3 protein-coding genes and 1 pseudogene are annotated in these 1,993 nt (G+C 72.5%); 2 read left to right on the top strand and 2 right to left on the bottom strand.

Going from position 1 to position 1,993, the window contains the following annotated elements:
- Positions 1-20 precede the first annotated feature (20 nt).
- Both ACOJTC_RS24595 and ACOJTC_RS24590 read right to left on the bottom strand, forming a co-directional pair.
- Entirely contained in the window at positions 21-218 is a 198-nt protein-coding gene (locus ACOJTC_RS24595; RefSeq protein WP_420118664.1) for a DUF397 domain-containing protein, read from the bottom strand.
- Positions 215-1,099, bottom strand: a complete 885-nt coding sequence (locus tag ACOJTC_RS24590) for a helix-turn-helix domain-containing protein (protein ID WP_420118663.1) — start codon at positions 1,097-1,099, stop codon at positions 215-217. The genes ACOJTC_RS24595 and ACOJTC_RS24590 overlap by 4 nt, the downstream gene beginning before the upstream one ends.
- A 298-nt stretch (positions 1,100-1,397) precedes the next feature.
- Between ACOJTC_RS24590 and ACOJTC_RS24585 the strand changes: the two genes are divergently transcribed.
- Both ACOJTC_RS24585 and ACOJTC_RS24580 read left to right on the top strand, forming a co-directional pair.
- The gene (locus ACOJTC_RS24585; RefSeq protein ID WP_420118662.1) at positions 1,398-1,574 is read left to right on the top strand and encodes a hypothetical protein; all 177 of its coding nucleotides are present in this window, start codon (positions 1,398-1,400) and stop codon (positions 1,572-1,574) included.
- 8 nt (positions 1,575-1,582) lie between these two features.
- A pseudogene (locus tag ACOJTC_RS24580) lies at positions 1,583-1,825 on the top strand (hypothetical protein); the annotation flags it as partial.
- Positions 1,826-1,993: the final 168 nt, after the last annotated feature.

Raw genomic sequence — 1,993 nt, 5'->3', positions numbered from 1 at the left:
GCGGGCGGCCCCGACGGGGTTCAGCGCGGCCGGCGAGGTACCGCGCGGACGAAGGTGGACCAGGCGGCCGGGGCGAACCGTAACGCCGGGCCGGCCTGGTCCTTGCTGTCCCGTACGCCGATCAGGCCGGGCAGGTTGTCGGCCACCTCGACGCAGTCGCCGCCGCTCCCGCCGCTGCGGGTGCTCTTGCGCCAGACGGCCCCGGCCAGGTCAGTCATGCTCGCTCCTCGATGATCGCCCGGATGATCTTTTCTGTCGCCGCCTCGTCCGCCGCGAGCGTCTCCAGATCGGCCCAGACGCGGTCGTAGGCGGCGACCTCCGCCGGCTTGTCCAGATAGAGCGCGCCGGTGATGTTCTCCAGGTAGACGGTAGTCGGCTCCGTCGATGCCCGCCCGAACGCCTGCGGGAAGTCCAGCAGGACGAACGTGCCCGTCTCGCTGGCCAGCGGCGGGCCGGCGGTGAACGGCAGGACGCGCAGGCTCACGTTGGGCAGGGTGGCCATGTCGAGCAGGTGGCGGAGCTGCCCGGCCATCGCCTGCCGGTCGGGGAGGGTGCGCCGCAGCACCGCCTCGCTCAGCACCACCCTGAGGGTGGGCGCGCTGGGCAGCCGGCGGGTCAGGACGTGCTGGCGCTGCATCCGTACCTCGACGAGCTTTTCGCGATCCACCGGGCTCATGGTGGGATTCTTGCGAAGAAACAATTCTGCCGCGTACTCGCGGGTCTGGAGCAGGCCCGGGATCAGTTCCGAATCGTATCGGCGCATGAGAGCGGCCGACGATTCGAGGCCGACGTAGAGCGAGAACCAGGACGGGACCACGTCGCCGTAGGAATGCCACCAGCCCTTGGCGCGGGTCTCCCGGGCGAGCCCGGTGACGATGGACGTCATCTCCTCGGGCACCCCGTACATCGCACACATGGCGCGGGCGTCCACCACCCGCACCGGCACCAGGCCCTTCTCGATGCGCCACACCTTCTGCCGGGAGCAGTCCAGCCCTTCGGCCGCGCTGTCCAGGGAGACCGAGGCGTCCTCACGGAGCTGGGTGAGCAGCCGGCCGAGCTGCCGCCGGGGGACGGTGGAACCGCTTGTTTCCTCCGTCATGCAACATCACCGCACCCCTGGTGCAACAACAATTGTTTCCCCTGCGCCATTTCTGTCCTCCGTCCCTCGCGCGTCAAATCGACACGACATTAGGGGGAGGGGGAGTTGTTGCGCAAGGTGTCGGTCGTGTCGCAGGGTGTGAATCACCGGACGGTGATCCGGGGCGTCAACAATGGCGTCGACAATAGCCCGCTGTCCCGCTCGTAGCGAATAGCGCGCGGGCGGGGCGGCGCTATTTCCGGAAAGGACACCCGATGTGTGCCAGCGACGAGCGCGGTGCCCGGCCCGGGGCGGCGTCGTGACCGCCCGCCGCGAGGTGCCGCTGCTGGTCCGGCTGGCGTGGGACTGCCTGGACCAGCACCGGCACCGGCGGTGCGGGAGGTGCGCCGAGGCCGGGTTCTGCCCGGTGGTGGAGGCCGCCCGGCACCGGATCAGGCAGTGGCGCAGGTTCCGGCAGGTCTGGGGCTGGCGGTGAGCGCGCCGCTGCCGAAGGCGGGTGACCTGGTGGACGTGGGTCGGGCGGCCAGTGTGCAGTTCGTCAGGCCGATCAGGTGCCGGGTGATCCGCGTGCTCGACTGGATCACCTACGACGGATGGTGCTGGCTCGACGTCTACCAGCTCGACGCCAAGGGGGACGCGGTGCTCCGGCGCTCGATCTTCGTACGGCCGGCGGGGTTGGTGATGGTGCAGCCCGCGCCGGTGCCGCGCGCGCCGAGCCGGGCGGGGGTGACGCCGAACATGCGGCGGGGGCCCCGCCCGGCGGGGATGCCGCCGGCGGCCGGTGCGTCGCCCGGGCCCCCCCCCCCGGCCCGCGGGCGGGGTGGGGGGGGGGGGGGGGGGGGGGGCCCAGCGCCCGGCGGCGGGCGGGCGGGGGGGGGCCGGGGGCGGGGGGCC

Source organism: Micromonospora sp., assembly GCF_048594385.1.
GTDB lineage: Bacteria > Actinomycetota > Actinomycetes > Mycobacteriales > Micromonosporaceae > Micromonospora > Micromonospora wenchangensis.
This window is presented reverse-complemented; position numbering and strand designations above follow the sequence as displayed.

What these genes read in the sequence shown, in the direction of transcription:
- ACOJTC_RS24595 (WP_420118664.1), bottom strand. Translation starts at nt 218, where the DNA reads ATGACTGACCTGGCCGGGGCCGTCTGGCGCAAGAGCACCCGCAGCGGC.
- ACOJTC_RS24590 (WP_420118663.1), bottom strand. Translation starts at nt 1,099, where the DNA reads ATGACGGAGGAAACAAGCGGTTCCACCGTCCCCCGGCGGCAGCTCGGC.